We start from the raw sequence: 20,058 nt of genomic DNA, 5'->3' as shown, positions 1-20,058 counted from the left end.
ATAAAAGTGCGGTGGATACACACTTTTATAGGACTTTAGACTAGATTTATTTTTTTATTATTTTTCTTATACTCTTCAGAATTAAAATAATTTTCGATCATTCTGACGTTTTCTTCGGATACTGCTTTTTTATTTTCCAGTACCCTCTGGGCTTCTTTTTTTACATCAAAGTCTGCGGCCATAATACTTGAAAGTGGTGGAAGTTTTGGCTGCCCACCTATCGTAATTTTTTCAATAAAGCTTGCTAACCACATAATATATTCACCCTTATTTTTATATTTAGGCATTAAGCTCATGTCGATTTTAATGCTGCATTCATTTAAAGGTTTACTTAAGCACTCTTCAAAATCTATAAAATTATATTTCAGTTTACAAGGAGTGCCCTTTATCTCTTTTCGAATAATGCTGACTAAATTATTCAGTTGTTCAATCAGGTTGTCAGAAAATAATTTATCTTCTTCAAATCTTTTATAGATCTTTTCGGCAATTGTTATAAATTTTGGCATGGTTCCTTCCCTCTTATTCTAACTTTTTTGTTAGACCGATTTTTAAGGAAGTATGATGGATATATCATTTCAGTATGTAAGTGTTGAAATGGCAAGTGTAATCAATAAGAGTGTTATGAAACCTGTTCCCATAACTCACCACAGCAAATAATTAAAATGCAAAATTCATCACAATTTATATGCGGAAAAATTTTATATTTAGTAATAATTTTCTAAAAAAATTAAGCTCATCAATAATATTATTTGACCCAAGTTTTTTCTAATATGTTAGCTAAAAATAGAATATAGGAATTATTTTTATTTACTGCCTTGCTGAATAACGAGGTGATTTAGTCGAAGAAAAAAGTTAACCCTATATTCAGCAAGGTTTTCTATGGTTTATATTTTAGATTGATGCAGCTTATGCACTACTTAGCGCTGCTTCAAACATTTCAATAATTGCTTTGGCTCCTTCAGCCTTTTGCCTTGCGTCTTGATCATCGAAGATAACCGTTTCATCATTGAGTTCACTCACATATCGCCGGGCTTCGTCTAGAGCTCTCCTTAATTTTTGTACTTTGTGTTTGTTTACGTCTTTGGCAATGGTTGGCGCATATCCTCCACGTTTTGCGTTTTTAAGTTGTCTAGCTCTGTTCTCTATTGCTGTAGCCATTCAAACACTCCAACTCACCTAACAAATTTTAGTAAAGCAACTTTATTGTTTGTTATTCTTAAACATTTAGTATTTTCTTTGTTTAAAGTGTCAAATTCGTTACTTAAGCCTCACTCCTGAAAAATTTTTGATCGAGTTTGCTTAAAAATCAGTCTTTTCTAAGTTATGAAACGCGCATAACTCATATAGTCAATTTATACCGCTATTTAATAATAATTTTCCAAAAATATTTATAAATTAATGTATAAAAATATTAAAAAAATGCTATCTACTTGAAAATTCAAAGAAGATAGCATTCTTGTACCACTTACTCTACTGTAAGTTTTTGAAAATCATGGCCTGATGGTGCCTGATACACTCTTAAACCAAACTCAGGCAAAATCGCGATGAGATGGTCAAAAATGTCGGACTGAATTGCTTCATAAGAAACCCATGCAGTGGTATTAGTAAAGGCATAAATCTCTAGTGGTAGACCTTCACTCGTCGGTTGTAATTGACGAACAATTAAGGTTTGATTTTGTGCAATTCCTTTGTGCTGACGTAAATAGAATTCAACATACGCTCTAAATGTTCCGATATTGGTTAAACGTCTTTTGTTATAGCGAGACTGACTACCTAAATGCTTATTGAACTCGTCAATCTCAGATTGTTTAGCATTGAGGTATTGATCTAACAATAGAAAATCTTTTAGCTTTTGCTGCTCTTCTTCAGTCATGAAGTGCACACTACTCTGGTCAATGAAAAGCGAACGCTTCATACGACGGCATCCAGCGTTACTCATACCGCGCCAGTTTTTAAAAGTGTCTGTAACAAGTTTGTTGGTGGGAATAGTGGTATAGGTTTTATCAAAGTTTTGTACGGTTACAGTATGTAGTGAAATATCAATCACATCACCATCGGCATTTAACGACGGCATTTCAATCCAGTCCCCTATACGTACCATGTCATAAGAAGCAATTTGTACACTCGCGACCAATGACAAAATCGTATTTTGGAAAACCAACATTAATACGGCTGCCATCGCACCAAAACCAGCAAGCAAGGTAAATACATCCTTTTTAAGGAATGTACCTAAAATCATTAAACCACAGACTACAAACAAGATGAGTTTAACGAGTTGCAAATAGCCCTTAATCGGCTTGTTTCTAGATTTTGGATTACGTTGATAGATTAAATTAAATATATTTAATAATTCACTGATCGTGAGCGCAATAGTCAGGAAAATAAATGCTTGCGCACCCATCTGTACCAAAGCAATTGCTTTTTCAGATAAGTGTGGAACGGTGGTAATACCATTCATAATCACAATAGCAGGAACAATATTGGCAAACCGCTTTATGACACTATGTTGAGCAAAGACAGATTGATTAAGTGACTTGATTTTAGTCACTAAATGACGAATACCCCGAACAATAATTCGCTTAGCAATGAAGTTTGCCAATGCAGCAAATAGAATTAAAATTGTGAGTGAAACTATCATTTCTAGCCAAGGATAATTGCTTAACTCAGCCTGAAGATCTCGATAATAATTAAAAAAATTCAAACCTCTACACCTTAAAACTTTATTTTCAATAATTTTAAAGTGTTCGTGTGCTATAGATTAAGACTTGTTTACATATGTCGTCATAAATACAACACGTCTATAATACTTAATCGCTAAATTAGATTAATTTATGGAAATATGATTCATGCAGGCAATAAGCTTAAATTTTTAGAAAGTTCTTAAATAATTTCTAACGCAAAGCCGCTTTTATCTTTGTAGACCATCTAAATCAGATTTTTGTCCTTTAAGCACATGGTGAATAAATTTACCTAATGCTAAAAATTAGCCATTCGCATTAAATCAAAAATTATGAATGGAGTGACATCTATGCTCACAGGGAATCATCAACTTAAAGCAAGAAAAGTATATTTCGACTTTTCAGAGTCATCTGTATGTTGGATGCCAAATGACCCTCTGTGTTCACATGTTGCTAATGGCATAAATATGCTTCTACCTGCGGGTGAGTTTTGGTTCTGCCGAGTGTTCAATAAAACTCTACCCTACATTAACGATGAAAAATTAAAACAAGAGGTCATTGGTTTTGTACGTCAAGAAGCAGCTCATGCTCGTGCCCATGAAAAAGCGCAAGACTTTTTAAGGGAACATGGCTACGACATTCAAGATCCTCTCAATCGTGCTCATCTGGTTTTTAATATTTTATTAGGTGACAAACCTCTTGGGATTCCTTTTTTAAAAGGTGAGAAAGTTGAGGAGTATTGGTTACTATTCCGAGTCGGTGTAATTGCTGCAATTGAGCACTTTACCGGAACGATTGGTCAATGGACTCTCGATAGTAAGTCGTGGGATAAGGCAGATCCTGTCATGGCAGATTTATTCCGTTGGCATCTTGCAGAAGAAGTCGAGCATCGCTGTGTTGCCTATGACTTATTTGAGCACTTATTAACAAATAAATTTGGTTTTTATATTTCTAGGCAAGCCATCATGATGGCAGTTTTCCCATTATTTATTTATTTTCTTGCCGATTTCGCCCGTAGTCTTGGACGACAAGATTTGGAACACCAAGATATTCAAAAATTGATGCGTCGGGGTTACATTAATATTATTCGTGAGTTTGAAAAAACTGCTACTCAATCAGATAATCTACCAACAATCAAATATTTATGGAAAGCGACATTAAGATGGGTGTCTCCAAAATTTAATCCGATCCATGAAGGTGACACCGAACAAGCTTTAGCCTATATGGCTCGCTCACCTGCCGTTCAATACTTTGAACAAATGACACGACATTCTGCTACGGCTTCAAAATTAAGCTAAATGGTGACCTATCTTTTATATTATTTTTTGTTTTAATCAGCGCCCCTTTATAGGGGCTTTTTTTATGTAAAAAGCATTATTCACAAAATATATCCGTCATTTTTTCCAAAAGATTACTTTTTGTTAGTGTGATCAATTTTTATAAAATAGTAAGTTCCTGCCTATCTGCTTATATTTAAAAACTTAATTTATTTAGCCTTTTACAAAATATAGATTTTATTATTCAAAGAATTAGATCAAAAAAATTAGTGAAAATTCCTATAACTCATCCTACTTTTGCTTTACAAACCGCAACAATCTTGGAATAAATCGTAATAATAATTTAATTAATAATAATTATCATTTACAACACATAAAAACCTGAGAAGATCTGCCATGATCCATGAAAATATTCTCGAATGCATAGGTAAAACGCCACTATTACAACTATCAAGGCTATTCACGCATCAATCAGTCTCAGTGATTGCGAAAATGGAATTGTTAAACCCAGGAGGAAGTATTAAAGACCGTCCAGCATTATTCATGTTACAGGAAGGCTTAAAATCTGGAGTAATTCATAAAGATAGTCACATTGTTGAAAGTTCGTCAGGGAACTTAGCGATTGCCCTTGCAATGGCTTGCAAAATATATGGATTAAAATTTACTGCTGTTATTGACCCGAAAATTGCCTCAGCGAACCTACAAATGCTGAAGCTTTATAAAGCCAATATCGAAATGGTCTCTGAAAAAGACCAAAACGGCGGTTACTTAAAAACCCGAATTGACACCGTAAAACGACTCTGCCAACAACTCCCAAATGCTGTTTGGATTAATCAATACGCAAATCCAAACAACTGGAAAAGTCACTATTTTGGTGAAGCAGAAGAAATCTTAAATCAAATTGATCGCAAGATTGATTACCTCGTGATTGGAGCAAGTACCTCCGGCACGATTATGGGCGTGTCTCGTCGCCTTAAAGAAAGATTTCCAGAATTAAAAGTCATCGCTGTCGATATTGTCGGCTCTGTGCTGTTCGGTGGTACATCTGGTCCACGCGAAATTCCCGGTATTGGAGCAAGTACTGTTCCGGCTCTCCTCTCCCCCGATGAAATTGATGATGTCATTTATGTAGATGACTACGAGTCGGCACTTGGTTGTAGAGAACTTCTTGAACACGAAGGAATCTTTGCAGGCGGTTCAAGCGGCTCATCAATTTCAGCCATAAAAAAATTGATTCCAACCATCCCTGAAGGTTCATGCATCTTAACGCTTTTACCCGATCGCGGCGATCGTTATCTCGATCTGGTTTATGAAGATGAATGGTTCGAAATGATCAAAAAGCGTCACTTTAATCGAAACGTACGACGTCAAGAAAACCTTACTTTACAAAATGTTGTTTAACTTTCTCCTTAGGACATATTCATGAGCAATTTGGCTACCCTTCGCTATTTAAGTCAATCAGATTTATTAAATCTTGGAGCAAATCATAGTAATTCATTTATTGAAGCGATCACTGAAGGTTTAACCCTGCATGCAAATAAACAGTTTGTACAACCCTTAAAACCATACCTTCGCTGGCAAGGTGCAGACCATATTGCTGACCGTATTATCGCTATGCCTTGTTATTTAGGCGGCAACGATCCGATTGCTGGAATTAAGTGGATTGGTTCAAGACAACATAACCCTAAAAAATTCAATATTCCGCGTGCGAGCGCATTAATTGTTTTAAATGACTCAGAAACAAATTATCCAGTTGCAGTGATGGAAGGCAGCCTCATCAGTGCCATGCGAACTGCTGCAATTACGGGTGTTTCGATTAAGTATCTAGCAAAAAAAGACTTTTCAGACATTACCGTGATTGGCTGCGGACCAATTGCCCAAATGCAGATTAAAACTGTGCTTGAACAATATGCTCAAGTGAAAAAAATCCATTTATTTGATGTGAACCCTGAAGCGGCTGAAAAACTCAAAGCTTTGTTCTTATCGGAATATCCACATCTAGAAATTGAAATTCATGACAGTGCTAAGTCTGCAATTCAGCAAGCTGATGTCCTCATTACCTGCACAGTTTCAGATAAACCTTACATTCCATTTGAGTGGCTTAAAAAAGGCTGCTTTGTTTCAAACATTTCAATTATGGATATTGAGCCTGAAGTGTTCTTAAAGGTGGACAAAGTTATTGTGGATGACTGGGACCAATCAAACCGAGAAAAGAAAGTCATTAACGTGTTGGTTGAAGATGGTCTATTCAGCCGTGAAAAACTACATGCTGAACTTGGCGACATCATTATTGGTCATAAAAACGGTCGTGAACACGAAGATGAAATCATTTTGCTCAACCCAATGGGTATGGCTATTGATGACATTGTCTGCGCTAAGTGGTTCTTCAATGCCGCACAAGAACAAAACGTTGGCACGGTTCTACCGCTTTTATAAGAATAGGAATAACTAAAATGTTAGATCGGATTTACACAGCACAACTACAAAAAACGATAGATGTACTCTACATGGAGAATTACGGAGATTTTAAAGATCATATTTCCTATAAAAAGCCTTATCTGGCAATTACTCTCAATGATGAGTTGGAACTCTATTTCAACTGTTTAAAAGTAGATAGTGTAAATCCTTTCTATGTTACCCAACCTGAAGTTTTGCTTCATAACCTCTTGAGCAATACAACTTCTAAAATTTCGACCTCTGAAGTTTTTAACTATTTAACCCAAGCAACTTGGTGGCCTTCTCCACACCATCAAAAAGCGATTGATTACTGGCTAGATAACTTAGTAACAGCTGAAAAAATTCCTCAAATTTTACAGTCAGCCCTGTCATTTTCTTCACCTTTAATCAAAAGCGAGTTGCTATCGCTGGTCGCTGACCGTCCATTTCATCCATTCGCTCACTCAAAAGGTGAACTTGCACCACTCACAACTCAAAAAGAAATTGGGGTGTATTGGTGGGCATTTAAGAAAGATGACGTAATCAACAATATGGAGTCGATTCCTCATAAAGAGCTTCTTTTATCAGAAGTTGAAGAACCTCTTATTGCTGACAAAATGGCTGAGCTTTCAGATGACTACATAGCCCTGCCTTTGTTAGAAACTCAACATCGCTATTTAAAGTTTGATGAAAATAAGTACGGCGGTATTGACCTAAGCCATGTCACCACAATTGGTTTACCGACTTCTTCTTTAAGAACGCTTATTCACAACGCAAATCCTACTCTGCATTTAAAACTCTCGACCAATGCCAAGACATTAGGTGCAATCCGCTCTATGCCAGGCCGTTATTTAATGAATGGGCATACGGCTTATGATTTTTTAAATGACGTTATTAATGAATCTGCTTTATTAAAAAATCGCCTCTTTTTGAGTAATGAAACCCACTGGTGGGTACTCGGAAAACAAGAGCCGATTGTAAAGAATTTAGGTGTAATTGGTTGCCAAGTCCGACATTTACCCGACTTTTGCCAAGATAAAAATGTCACGTCAATCACTATGTCAGCTTTAAGCTGTACCTATGTCGACCCATGGGAAACGTTAGGCGTTGAAGGTGACAAATGGTCATTACTAAAAGACTTAAGTGTTCATTTTATTCAAACATTTTTAACGCTTTGGACAAAAGGAATCATGCCTGAATGCCACGGGCAAAACACCATGGTGTGTTATGAAAATAACAAGTTGAAATGCTTTATTTTACGTGATCACGATACCTTAAGAATATGTACCACAGCCATTGAAGAAAGTGGTTTTACTCCTCCGATTTATACCATTGATACCAGTACACCGAATAATCTTATCTTTACTAAAAATGAGGACTTATTTAATTACTTCATTACCCTAGGGATTCAAATTAACCTCTACCCAATTGCTTTAGTTACCTTGAAATATACGGATCGTACAGAAAGCGATTTTTGGGAGATGGTTCAAGACATTATTCAAGATTTTATAGAAACCCAACCCATTTCAGAGCGAACAAAATCGCAAATTCAAACTTATCTTTTCGACAATAAGACTTGGCCATTCAAACAGCTACTTACGCCTTTACTTGCGCAAGAAAGCGACTCAACAGGCATGCCAAGTAAAATCGGAACTACACCGAACCCTTATCACAGCTTATCTGTTTCTAGCTATGAGACCATGGATATCTAAATCATGCACTCATCTCGCCTAGATCATTTCATTATTTTGCTCTGCCAGTTTTTTTCCACTTTTGGGCTTATGGTGCTGATTCCAATCATGCCGCTCTATATGGAAAAACTGACGGCGCATATGAGTGCTCCCACTATCTGGGCAGGTTTGGCACTCGCGGCTCCAGCCATTGGCAGCTTATTTACAGCACCAATTGTGGGGCATCTATCCGACACATTCGGTCATAAAAAAGCCTTGTTACTTTCACTGGCTGGTTTCTGTATTTCAATACTGCTCATGGCGAGCGCCCAGCATTTATACCTATTTATTTTTGCGCGAATTTTACTCGGGTTTTGCGGTCTGTCCGTGATTTTAAATGCTTACGTTTCATATCTTTCCAACGAGCAACAACGTGGTGCCGCTTTTGGGCAACTACAAAGTAGTGTTGCGCTCGCTTGCCTATGTGGCCCCGTGCTCGGCGGGATATTTATGGATCAATGGCGGGTTGAAGTATTACTCAACGCAACAGCATTTGTTGTGATGACCTTAATTTTGATTGCGTCATTTGTATTAACTAATCCCGTTAAAACAGAGGTCACAAAAACCAAAGAGAAATCCAAGCTTCCGGCTTTTTTTGATAGAACGATTTTCTCATGGTTAAGCGCTGGCATTTTGGTTCAAGCAGGTGGCTTTGGTTTGGTGTCTTGCTTCGTTTTATACATTAGTGAAATAAGCCAAAGTACCCATTCATCGTTATCTGCTGCAAGTTTAACAGGCACAATTCATGCGCTTTCATGGGGAGCCGCCTTTATTGCTGCAACCTATTGGGGAAAACGAAATGATGATAAAGGAGATTCTTTTAATAACTTCATTTACGCATCTTTAATTTGCGGTATCACGATTTTCGCATTGATCTGGGTTTCGAATATTTGGCTAGTTCTTGTATTACGACTCATACAAGGCTTTTGCTTTGCAGCCCTGATTCCTTCGATCTTACACACCATTTCTCTAAAAGCTGGCGCTCAAAGCCAAGGAAAAGTGATTGGTATTTCGAATAGTGCCTTTGTCTTAGGACAGCTTATTGGCCCAATCACCATCACGCTCACCTACTCATTTTTCAATATTACCGCGGCATTAATCTGCACCTCACTATTTTTTATCGGTGCGGGATTAGTAGTGATTTTGAACAGATTCTTAATGGATACAATTTTAGAAGAGGCACAAGAATGAACTCAATTATTACAACCGATGCATGGTCTTATAAACTTTTCGAACAGTACCTAAATACTTTCTTTCGTGAGCTTAAAGTGAACCTTGAAGAGCACATTATTCCCTCTCAAGACTCTCCTTTATTCACCCTATATGCAGAGCAACCAGACACCCTGTATTTTGCTTATACATTTAATGCATCTAACACAACTGTTTATGGTGCAGTTCAGCATCTTTCAACTACGGGTTATCACAGATATCAACGTGGTTTTGTTCTGCAAAATTTAAACGACAATACATTTGACTCGCTCACCGACCCTAAAAAATTAGTGAAGCTGATTACAGATGAGTTGAATAGTCTATTTAAAGATAAAAACCAAAATAAAAACCTGTATTCTGATATTGCCAATAGTATTGAGAACACAAAATTCTTTTTAGAAAATAAGCCATCTCAAACAGTAACTAAAGCGTTAAGTGGTTTTCAAGCAACCGAACAAGGCATGTTATATGGACACCCTTTTCATGTGACCTCTAAAGCCAACTTAGGTTTTTCTAAAGAAGACATGAAAAAGTATAGCCCTGAGTTAGGTGCAAGTTTCCAACTCCACTACTTTGCGGTTCATTCTTCTTTAATTCAAAAACTCGTAAGTGAGACCGAACCTTCTCATGTTATTGAAAATGAAGTTTTAGAAACTGCAAAAGAGCGTTTGCAAGAGAAATTCACTAATTATGAACTCATGCCAACGCATCCGTGGCAAGCCAATTTCTTACTTCAACATTCATCGTTAAAGAAACATTTAGACAGCCAAGACGTAATCTATCTGGGCGCTTTAGGTCAAACGGTATGGCCGACCTCATCCGTTCGCACAGTGTGGCTACCTCAATCGAATCTTTTCTTAAAACTCTCAATTGATGTACGAATTACCAGTTTCATTCGTAATAACCCAATGGATGAAATGGAACGTGCCATTGATGCGAGCAAAATTATTATCAATCACAAGATTAACGAGCAATATCCCGATCTTGTGATTCTGCCAGAGTTAGAGGCAAAAACAGTCAAAATTCCAGAGTTAGAAAGTTCATTTGGCATTATTTATAGAGCAGGACTCACGCTAGATGTATTAGAAAATACCCGAATGCTAGGCGGCTTGGTTGAAGAAAACGAAAACCATGAAATTCCTCTATTAAGCTTTATTCAGCAAGCTGCACCGAATCAAAACTTACAATTGAACGATGCCAAAGACTTCATTACTTTCTGGTGGAAACAGTACATTAAAGTTTCACTCATTCCATTAATTGAGTTGTTTGCAAACAAAGGCATTAGCGTAGAAGCGCACATGCAAAACAGTTTAATGGAATTTAAAAACGGCTATCCACATCGCCTTATTCTTCGAGATATGGAAGGCATTAGCATTGTTCCAGAAATGATAGAAGATGACTCATCTATTTCTGAAGATAGTACCGTTTGGTTCTCTCAAAAAGATGCTTGGACCTTTTTAAAATATTACCTCGTGATCAATCACATTGCTCATCTCATCAGTGCAATTGCACGAGTTACGGTGATTGAAGAATCTGAACTTTGGCAAGCAACACGTCTTACGCTCACACAAGAAAAATTTACCACCAAAGGTCAGCAGTACCGCGACTTATTAATTCATTCACTCACATTACCAATCAAGGCAAATATGTTAAATACGCTCTACCACAGTGGTGGCAATCCAATCTGGATTGAAGTTGAAAACCCTATTTATAAATATCGCGGAGCAGAAGCGCTTTGTCCTCTTCAACCAACCCAACAAACCAATTATAAAACCATCGCGGAAAACCGCGTGATGGGTCAATTACTAGAAGCACTCATTTTTGAAAATACTTTTAAATACGAGTTTTCTAAAGGTCAAATCAAGTTCTATATTTCCGATACTGTTTTTTATACTTGCGCTGCTAAAAGACACTTTAGTTTTAAACGAATTAAGCTAGATCCTTCAAGCTTAGTCCGTTCTGATATTACTTTAGGCACCGAAACTCGCCCTAACTTAAAAACACTACTTGCCGACCTAAAAAATATTATTGAAGCTGACCCAGTTAAATGGCAAAACTTTAATGATGAACTCAATTTAACTTACGTTAAACATGCGCAAACTGTAAGCCAAGCACCTGCTCAACCTTTAAGAACTTTGCCTTACCTAGAACAAGAAGCACGAATTACCAATGCGCATTTATATCATCCAAGTTTTAAATCTCGTATCGGCTTCGATTTAAAAGAAAACCAGAAATATGCACCCGAGCTTTCTGAAGGCTTTACGGTTAAATGGGTAGCGACTCACAACAGCTTATGCAAACTGGTTTTAAGCGAAACCATTAACTTAGAGCAGCTTTATAAACAGCATTTTTCAGAAAAAGATCTACAAACTATTAACGATCAATTGAAAGAACAAAATGCAGAGTTTAAAGATTATATCCTTACCCCAATTCACCCGTGGCAGTGGGATAAAATTATTGAATTATATTATCAAGATGCTATCAGCAACCAACTGATCATCCCGTTAGATATTGAGGGTCCAACTTACTTACCACAACAATCGATTCGAACCTTATCGAATATTAGTGATATCTCGGCACTTTCTCTCAAGTTGGCAATGAACTTAGTCAATACCTCTACTTCTCGTGTATTGGCACCGCATACCGTTCAAAATGCGGCGAAAATGAGTGACTGGCTTTATAACATTGTTGAACAAGACCATATTTTAGAAAAACAGCGTAAGCCTGTTATTTTAAGAGAGATTGGTGGTCTTTCGGTTAACCAACAGATTGCCCTTCCTGTTCAATACGGCGCTTTGGCTTGCATTTGGCGCGAAAGTATTTACAGCTACTTAAAAGAAGGCGAATCGGCAACGCCTGTAACGGGCTTAATGCAACTCGATACCGACCAAAAGCCTTTAATCGATGAGTGGATTCAAGAGTACGGTATCGAGTTCTGGTTAGAAAAATTACTCACCAATGCTTATTTACCAATCATGCATATTTTATGGTGCCACGGCCTCGCTTTAGAGTCACATGCACAAAATATGGTTCTGATTCATAAAAATGGCTTACCCGTTAAAGCTGCCTTGAAAGATTTCCACGATGGAATCCGTTTTAGCCGTCATCTTTTACGCGAGCCGAACCTTTTACCCAACTTACAAGATGCGCCAAAAGAACATGCCAAAATTAACCCGAACTCGTTCTTGGAAACCCACTCTCCAAATGAATTAAGAGACTTTACTCAAGATGCACTTTGGTTTGTAAATCTGGCAGAGTTAGCAATTTTCTTAAATGAACATTATGACTTCGATGAAATCAAATTCTGGACCATGTTAAGAACCATCATCAATCAACATAAAGAAGCTCATCCAGAGTTTAGTGAGCGATATGAATTGTTTAACTTTACAGATGACACTATCGATATTGAACAGCTCGCAAACCGCCGTTTTCTTCCGGAAATTCGCTTAAGAGTACAAACCACGCCGAACCCGCTCAGTCTTATTAAGGAAATTGAATATGAATAAGCATTCGATTTCTTTTAAGAAACGAATAGCAAATGGTGAGACGCTCTACGGAATCTTTTGTTCCGTAGCTTCTCCGATTAATGTTGAGCAACTGGCACTTGCGGGCTATGATTTTATTATTATCGACTTTGAACATACTTTATTTAGTACGTCTCAAGTCGAGACCATGATTTTAGCTGCTAGAGCCATGCCTCTTGATGTGTTTGTAAGAGTGCCGTTAAACGCGAACCACCTCTTACTACCTCTGCTCGATGCAGGGGTAACAGGCATTGTGTTTCCACGTATTGAAAATGCTCAGCAAGCTCAAGAAGCTGTGAACTATTGCCACTATATGCCGCTTGGGCAAAGAGGACTGAATTCGACCAGATTAAATCGATATGGCATGGACGATTTAGCGAGTTTTGTTGAACAGGCTGCAAACGAGACTGTTGTCATTGCTATGATTGAAAGCTTGGAAGGACTTGAACAACTAGATGAAATTTTAAAAGTCGAAGGCATTGATATTATTCTTGAAGGTGCTGCCGACCTTTCTCAATCGATGGGAATGCCGTGGCAAACCAGCCATCCGCTGGTCAAAGAAAAAGTTAAAGAGATGTATATAAAGACTAAAAATAGTCAAAAGCATTTCTGTGCTATTCCCCGACAACCTGAAGATATCGCGGCATGGAAACAGCAAGCTGTTCAGCTTTTTGTACTCGGGGATGACCGCAGCATTATTCGCCGTGCCCATCAAAACCATCTAAATACCTTTAAAGACATTTCATAACTGTTCACACCTTTTTAGGGGAATAAATTCCTATTCCCCTAATTCATTGAATAAATTTCAAATATATTATTTTAAAGCAATTAATAATGTTGTTAATTACAATGATTCTCATTTATAATTCGCTCAATTTAAAATCACTCTCAGGGCGAGACAATGGGAAATAAGAAAAGTAATAAACTTTTTACAAGAAAGTCTGAAGTTAAAAATATCATTCCACTTCTTTCACTTGGAGGAGCCATTATTCTTTCAAATTCAGCATTTGCCGCTTCACCTGCTGAAACCACAGAAACAGAAAAAAAGCCTGAAGCCCTTCCTACTATTACCATTACCGCTTCACGTGCAGATGAGCTCTCTACCTCTGCCAAACAAGTCACCAAGTTAGATGAAAAACAAATTGAGCTTTTAAAAAATGGATCGTCTGGAAACATTGCGACTGTTTTAGCCAAAGCCGTACCCGGCCTATCCGACTCAAGCCGAACCATTACCGATTATGGTCAAACCTTACGTGGCCGTAATGCGCTTATTTTGGTGGATGGCGTTCCAATGAACCTTACACGTGATACAGCGAGAGGACTTTCAGCCATTGACCCTGAAAGTATTGCCAATATTGAAGTGATTCGTGGTAGTAACGCAATTTATGGTGGCGGTGCTGCGGGCGGTATTATTTCAATTACCACGAAAGCTGCGGGCGGTGAGCCTACGGCTAAAACGGTTGTTGGACTTCAAACACCCCTCACAAATTTGCGTTCTAATGCTTTAAGCGGTGATATTCACCAGTATTTTACGGGCAGTTTTAACGCCTTTGATTATGCGCTCGACTTTGGTTATCAACGTATTGGTAGCCCCTACGATGCAAGTGGTGACCGTGTTGCACCAGAACCAAGTCAGGGCGACCTTTACGACTCAAATGGATATAGCATCGGTGGTAAGCTGGGTTATCACATTGATGACAACCAATACCTACAGTTTGCTGCAAATTATTATAATGCAGAGCAAGACTCAGACTATGCATCTGACCCAAGTGTAAAAAAAGCTCCAGCAGGAACTGTCCCAGCCAAAGCAATTAAAGGCTTAAAGCTCAAAGACCAAAATAAAAACGAAAACCAGATCTACAATTTGACCTATAACCATAAAGACTTTTTTGGTAATAAGGTTGATGCTCAAATTTATTATCGCGATTTCTTTACCCGTTTTTCACCGTTTGATGCCCGTGCAAATGCCAACCGTGGTAAACAAGTCGACCAGATTTATCAAGAAAATAACGTACTTGGTAGCCGCTTAACGGTAACCACTCCCCTTGAGTTTTTAGGTGATACATCATTGGTTTGGGGTGGTGACTTTAGCCGCGAAAAAAGCGAAATGCCTTTAGATATTTTCGACCCTAATATTTATGATCAATCTGGCGGTTTAGAGTTTGTAAAAATCGGAAAACTGATTTATCTACCTGAACTGACCACGCAAAGTGTCGGTGGTTTTGTGCAGTTAAAACACCGCTTTAATGACCAATGGTCAGCAGAAGCTGGTACACGCTATGAAGACAGCTATGCGCAAATTGATAGCTTTGTTCCATTATCACAATTAGGCAAAACCAATCCTTACACGGTTCCGGGCGGAAAAGTAAAAGCTGATGCATGGTTGTACAATGCTAATGTGACTTTCTCACCAAACGACCAGCACTCGATTTATGCATCGTTTAACCAAGGTTTCCAGTTACCTGATGTTGGTTTAATTATTCGTAATGCTGGTGAAGGTTTTAACCTTGGATCATCATTCTTAGAGCCTGTAAAAGTTGATAACTACGAACTCGGCTGGAAAGGTAACTTTAATAACTTCTCTTCAAGCTTAGCGGTGTTCCACTCTACTTCTGACTTAGGTGCTGTGCAATCATTCAACAATGGTTTAGTACTGGCTCGAACGAAAGAGAAAGTTACTGGGGTTGAAGCAACGCTTGATTATCTTGATGATGCTAATGTTTGGGGAACTGGCGGTAGTGTTACGTGGATGAAAGGCCGTGAAAAACCTCAAAACGGTTCTGAACAAGACATGACGGGCTTCCGTATTCCACCATTAAAACTCACAGCTTATGTTTCTTATAGTCCAACTGAAACTTGGACGAACCGATTACAAGCAACATACTTTGGTTCAGAAGATTACCGTTTAAATGGTGTAAATAGTTTTGGTCGCTATGACGTAAAATCTTATACCACAGCAGATTTGATCAGTAGCTTTGCGCTTAACAAGAAAGACACCATGACCATTGGTTTAGAAAACATGTTTAACCGCAAGTACTACCCGCTTTATAGCCAATTACTAAGAACGAGCGATAACACTAGCCACTTACTTGCAAATGGTATAACGCTTAAAGTGACTTATAGTCATAAATGGTAAGAACTTTGATTAGATCCTAATACAGTAAAAGCCCCAACTTAGGGGCTTTTATTATCTTGAGTATTTTATAAAAACATCGCTATAAAATATTGGAATTGCTTGTCTCTTTCATCTACATCGTTATGACTCAGCCTTTGAATAATAGCACCTTCAATCATCTGTAAAAAAAGTTTAGCTTCATCATAAGAAGTATACGCTTTAAGCATTCTTAGCTGACTATAGATTTCATTGGTGAGCCACATTCTATATCTCACCGCAGTTTGATAAGCGTTTGGATAATTATTTTTAGTTTCAAGAATGGTTTTCAATAACAGGTAATACGGCCCTTCTAAGTCTGTATGTAAGTCATACAGTGTTTTGAGTTTGTCTCTCACACTTGAGTCTTGGTCATATTCAACCGTTGCAACGACTTTGTCTTGAAGACGTTGTTTTTTTACAAGTAGGCAGATTTCGATAAAACGCGCTTTGGACTGAAAGTAATGATAAAACGTCATTTTTGTAATTTCAGACTCTTTGATAATTCTATCCACACCTACTAAATGGAATCCGTGTTGATGGAATAAATGAATTGCCTGATTCACAACTTTTAAAGCACGTGTAGAAAGTACTAAAGGTGACATATTTGTACCGTTTAAAATAATTTTTTGTTGTATGTAAAAGAGATAGAAATGCCATCACTCTTAAAATGAGTGCTAAAAACAGACATGCAAAAGCGGCACAATAGAGGTGTGCTCGCCTATCTCAGGTTTATTGTTGCTATGATTTTTGAGTCGTAACGATTCTTAAGGTGTAGAAAACCTAGAGTCGATTAAACCGATTTATAGGATGTTGAAATGGTATGAACAGAGAGATTTTGGCAAAGGCCAATAAATGAGAAGAAATAGTACGCATAGCGGACTCCTTTGGCTATAAAGAAGCTTCACCACATTACTGTCAAATAATGGTGGTGAAACGAGAGAAGGTTGACAGACTGATAGCCAAAAGATCAGCACACCCGAAGGTGTCCCCCTCCCGTTCCACCGCAGAGGGGGCACGCAGGGATGCCCACAAAAAAGAGAGACTTTTTCGTGTGCGTTGGCTATCCGACCTGTCAAAGTCGACTGGCAATGTAGGCCAGCAGGCAAAGGATAGTATTCGCTTTTGTTATCGTCAAGCGTAGGAAATGACAATTGTATTAAAGTAGAGCGGTTGGGTTGAGAGTAAATAAATGTTTTTACGATTTGAAAAATTAATTTAAGCTATTTTTTAAAATTGAATAAAAATATATTTACTGATCAATTAGTTTAAATAAACAAAAAAGACTTTATTAGGTTAATTTTTAAACAAAATTTAATAAATCAATTTATTTCATGGAGTTAACCGAATATTTACAGAAAATCTGATTAGATTGTTTCTTAGAAAGAGTTGATTATTAAATAAATAATAATTAGGAAATAAGAAATGAAAAATATAATTATTTGCTGTGATGGGACATGGAACACAACGGATCAACAAGATCAAGGAGTATTATCACCAACTAACGTTGTACAACTATACAACTCTTTAGCAGATCTAGATAGTAATGGTATAGCACAACATAAATATTATCACCCCGGGGTAGGTACAGATGGGACAAAATGGGACAAATTAATTAATGGAGGAACTGGCGAGGGATTAGATAAAAATATTAAAAGCGCATATCGCGAACTATGTGAATATTATGAGCCAGAAGATAAAATTTTTCTCTTTGGATTTAGCCGCGGTGCCTATACAGTGAGAAGCTTAGCTGGGTTAGTACATCATTCAGGGCTATTGGATATTAAAGGTTTAAATGAAACCGAAATATGGGACAGAATCGATCGTGTATTTAAACAGGGTTATAGAAAAAAAATTGAAACACAAGATACATGGATTTCTTTAGGATGGAAGTTAAAAACTAATTATAGTATGCCAGTGCCTATTTGGTTTATTGGTGTATGGGAAACAGTTGGATCACTTGGTATACCAGATTATTTTGGCCTATTAAGTCTTCTTGATAGCGTTGAAAATTATACTTTCCATGATACTGAATTAAGTCCAATCATAACTCATGCTCGTCAAGCTTTAGCTCTTGACGAAATGCGTGCAAGTTTTCAACCTACTCTATGGACTAATCCAAATGCCAACACTAAACAAGTTTGGTTCACAGGCGTCCATTCAGATGTTGGAGGAGGCTATAAAGATCATGGACTATCGCATATCACACTTAAATGGATGATTGATGAAGCAAAACATCTTGATTTAGCTATCAATCCAAAGTTTGAACAACAAATTACCCCTTTTTTTCAGGATACCTTACATAATTCTTATACTGGTATCTTCGCTACATTCCCATCTTTGCCTCGTAGCTCTCCTCAATTAGAAAATATAATTGCTATTCATGACTCAGTCAGGGAAAGAGCGGAGAATCCACCTATTAAGCAAAGTCCTTATAAATCTCTTCGAACATTACCTTGTAGTTTAGATATTTATGCACTGAATCCTTGGAATCAAACTGGGATTTGGTTAGAAAAAGGTAAAACCTATAGTTTCACTGCTTCAGGTGAATGGACAGATAGTTCGATTAAGTGTGGTCCAGCTGGTACAAGAGATGGTGACTTTCAAATTGCTGAAATGATTCAAGTGGCAGGATCTCTTTTAGGCAAAGCAGAAGACTTATTTAAAAAACTAACGGGTAATCATTCTATAGATTTTAAATTTACTAAAAGACATCAAACTTTTAACTGGTTTAGTCTAGTTGGAGCTATTGCAAATGGAAAAGTCGATAGCCAAGGTCATTGGATACCACATGAAACTTTCTTAATTGGTGATGGATGTAAATATACACCTAAACAGTCTGGTTATTTATATGCGTATGCTAACGATGCTTGGAACTGCTATGAAAACAATCGTGGGCGCGTACGCTTACAAGTTGAATAATTTTAAATGTAAGATAGGAGAGTATTTCTCCTATCTTATTAATTTGATGATGAAAAAAATATAAAATAATTATTTAGGAGAAATAATAATGAAATTCTTTCGAAGTTATAAAAATATTATTCTCTTAATATTTATTGCAATGATAATTGTTAATACTTTATTAGTATTAATTCCAAAAATAAAAAATGATACAAAAAATCAAAATGAAGAAGCTATAAAAATTTGTTCTGGAGGAATGGATAGCAAAACCGAAAGTCAAATTTTGGGGGAAATGGCTAATTTTTTAAACATAAAAACGAGTGCCTCATCTATAGAAGCTAGTCGTGGTGAAATTATTAAAAATATAAGATCAAATGAATATGGTGTAAAAATATTCCAAGCTTACTTAGACTGTTTAGATAAACAACGTAATCCCCACAATGAAGAAAAAAAAATTATAGTCACAAATGAAAAATTAAATGAAGAAAAAAATTATATAGAGATAGCTACAAAATTAAATGAAATTAATTCAAACTCTCCTAAAGAAAAGATAGTTGAAGTTATGGGTCAACCTTTTAGTGAAGAACCGCTAAGTGATGAAAATATAGATCCACCAATCACAATTTCAAGATATCAATATAACGATGCTTATTTTGTAGCTGACTATCATGAGGGAACGAAGCGTCTAGGTTTAGTAATAGGTTATTTAACCCCCTCTAAATATACACAAGCTGATGTTAATATTAAAAATCTTCAAAACACACAGCTAGGTACAATCATTACATATTGTATGTCAGAACCTGAAATCTCTTCTCACTTCGGAATCTCAACAGGTATCTGCGGAGGTTCTCATGCTGACAATTATGAATATCAAGTATATTTCTTCTCAATGGTAGATAGAAAAAATGTAAATCCTATACTTGATAAGAACTGTAACCCATTAGAGTCTAAAAATTTTTCTGAAACACTGCGCAACTGTGACAAGCTAGATAATACAAAACCATATGCCGTTGCTCTTAGTAAAAACGAACAAGATCTAAATTTAGTGAAAAATTTATTTACTGATGAAACTGACGTTGGTAATAATTTTAACTTTCATCCAGTAGAAACTCCTTAGTTAAAACTTTCTATTATAAGCTTCTAATTAACCTT

Annotated in this window: 14 protein-coding genes; 10 read left to right on the top strand and 4 right to left on the bottom strand. The window is 36.9% G+C overall.

What is annotated here, in order from left to right:
* Positions 1–35: 35 nt before the first annotated feature.
* From B554_RS0114795 to B554_RS0114785, 3 genes are all read right to left on the bottom strand, one after another.
* Positions 36–506: a hypothetical protein gene (locus B554_RS0114795; RefSeq protein ID WP_019458662.1), complete on the bottom strand. Its 471-nt coding sequence runs from the start codon at positions 504–506 to the stop codon at positions 36–38.
* A gap of 400 nt (positions 507–906) precedes the next feature.
* On the bottom strand, positions 907–1,158 hold the full coding sequence (locus B554_RS0114790; protein WP_016804989.1) for a hypothetical protein: 252 nt from the start codon (positions 1,156–1,158) through the stop codon (positions 907–909).
* Between the two features lie 307 nt (positions 1,159–1,465).
* Positions 1,466–2,701 carry a mechanosensitive ion channel family protein gene (locus B554_RS0114785; protein WP_004701012.1) on the bottom strand — a complete coding sequence of 412 codons (1,236 nt, stop codon included), beginning with the start codon at positions 2,699–2,701 and terminating at the stop codon, positions 1,466–1,468.
* Positions 2,702–3,028: 327 nt separating this feature from the next.
* On the opposite strand from B554_RS0114785, the gene B554_RS0114780 reads away from it, so the two are divergent.
* The 8 genes from B554_RS0114780 (at position 3,029) to B554_RS0114745 (ending at position 15,990) form a co-directional block, all read left to right on the top strand.
* A complete protein-coding gene (locus B554_RS0114780; protein ID WP_019458661.1) occupies positions 3,029–3,976 on the top strand; it encodes a metal-dependent hydrolase in 948 nt (315 codons plus the stop codon).
* Between the two features lie 375 nt (positions 3,977–4,351).
* Positions 4,352–5,356 carry a 2,3-diaminopropionate biosynthesis protein SbnA gene (sbnA, locus tag B554_RS0114775; RefSeq protein WP_031944960.1) on the top strand — a complete coding sequence of 335 codons (1,005 nt, stop codon included), beginning with the start codon at positions 4,352–4,354 and terminating at the stop codon, positions 5,354–5,356.
* 21 nt (positions 5,357–5,377) lie between these two features.
* Complete coding sequence (gene sbnB / locus B554_RS0114770) at positions 5,378–6,391, top strand: 2,3-diaminopropionate biosynthesis protein SbnB (protein ID WP_003652251.1); 1,014 nt, start codon at positions 5,378–5,380, stop codon at positions 6,389–6,391.
* Between the two features lie 71 nt (positions 6,392–6,462).
* Complete coding sequence (locus B554_RS0114765) at positions 6,463–8,103, top strand: IucA/IucC family protein (RefSeq protein ID WP_081400422.1); 1,641 nt, start codon at positions 6,463–6,465, stop codon at positions 8,101–8,103.
* A 3-nt stretch (positions 8,104–8,106) separates the two neighbouring features.
* Positions 8,107–9,312, top strand: a complete 1,206-nt coding sequence (locus tag B554_RS0114760; protein WP_019458658.1) for an MFS transporter — start codon at positions 8,107–8,109, stop codon at positions 9,310–9,312.
* Complete coding sequence (locus B554_RS0114755; protein ID WP_019458657.1) at positions 9,309–12,836, top strand: IucA/IucC family protein; 3,528 nt, start codon at positions 9,309–9,311, stop codon at positions 12,834–12,836. Before B554_RS0114760 ends, B554_RS0114755 begins: the two co-directional genes overlap by 4 nt.
* Entirely contained in the window at positions 12,829–13,602 is a 774-nt protein-coding gene (locus B554_RS0114750) for an HpcH/HpaI aldolase family protein (RefSeq protein WP_019458656.1), read from the top strand. Before B554_RS0114755 ends, B554_RS0114750 begins: the two co-directional genes overlap by 8 nt.
* A gap of 153 nt (positions 13,603–13,755) precedes the next feature.
* Positions 13,756–15,990, top strand: a complete 2,235-nt coding sequence (locus B554_RS0114745) for a TonB-dependent receptor (RefSeq protein WP_019458655.1) — start codon at positions 13,756–13,758, stop codon at positions 15,988–15,990.
* 65 nt (positions 15,991–16,055) lie between these two features.
* On the opposite strand, the gene B554_RS0114740 is transcribed toward B554_RS0114745, so the two are convergent.
* The gene (locus tag B554_RS0114740; protein WP_019458654.1) at positions 16,056–16,610 is read right to left on the bottom strand and encodes a TetR/AcrR family transcriptional regulator; all 555 of its coding nucleotides are present in this window, start codon (positions 16,608–16,610) and stop codon (positions 16,056–16,058) included.
* Between the two features lie 820 nt (positions 16,611–17,430).
* On the opposite strand from B554_RS0114740, the gene B554_RS0114735 reads away from it, so the two are divergent.
* Entirely contained in the window at positions 17,431–18,927 is a 1,497-nt protein-coding gene (locus tag B554_RS0114735; RefSeq protein WP_019458653.1) for a DUF2235 domain-containing protein, read from the top strand.
* 88 nt (positions 18,928–19,015) lie between these two features.
* Positions 19,016–20,023 carry a hypothetical protein gene (locus B554_RS0114730; protein WP_019458652.1) on the top strand — a complete coding sequence of 336 codons (1,008 nt, stop codon included), beginning with the start codon at positions 19,016–19,018 and terminating at the stop codon, positions 20,021–20,023.
* Positions 20,024–20,058: the final 35 nt, after the last annotated feature.

Origin of the sequence: Acinetobacter sp. GG2 (assembly GCF_000292385.1) — a bacterium.
In the GTDB taxonomy this organism is placed as follows: Bacteria; Pseudomonadota; Gammaproteobacteria; order Pseudomonadales; family Moraxellaceae; genus Acinetobacter; species Acinetobacter seifertii.
This window is presented reverse-complemented; position numbering and strand designations above follow the sequence as displayed.